The sequence below is a fragment of the Roseateles sp. AC306 genome, assembly GCF_979253795.1.
The window spans coordinates 1-237 of sequence record NZ_CEEDEB010000148.1; the positions used below are offsets into that span (position 1 = coordinate 1).

Annotated in this window: 1 protein-coding gene; it reads right to left on the reverse strand. The window is 72.6% G+C overall.

The window, feature by feature from the left end:
- Positions 1 to 237, reverse strand: a 237-nt coding sequence (locus AC0IZJ_RS28755) for a histidine kinase dimerization/phospho-acceptor domain-containing protein (RefSeq protein ID WP_471855696.1), incomplete at both ends; no start/stop codon positions are given.

A 237-nucleotide genomic window follows, 5' to 3' on the forward strand; every position in this document is an offset into this window, starting at 1 on the left:
GTCCAGGCGCAGCTTTCCGGCAATGATGCGGCTCATCTCCAGCAGGTCCGCCACCTGGAAGGCCTGCGCCTGCGCGGTGCGCGCCATGGCCGGCACGCCGCGCTGCAGCGTGCTCGCCTCGACGCCGGGCTGGCTCTGCACATTCGCCCAGCCGACGATGGCTGCCAGCGGCGTGCGCAGCTCGTGGCTGTCCGCGGCGCTGAAGTGCTCCTTGGCATGGGCGGCGTGCTCCGAGGC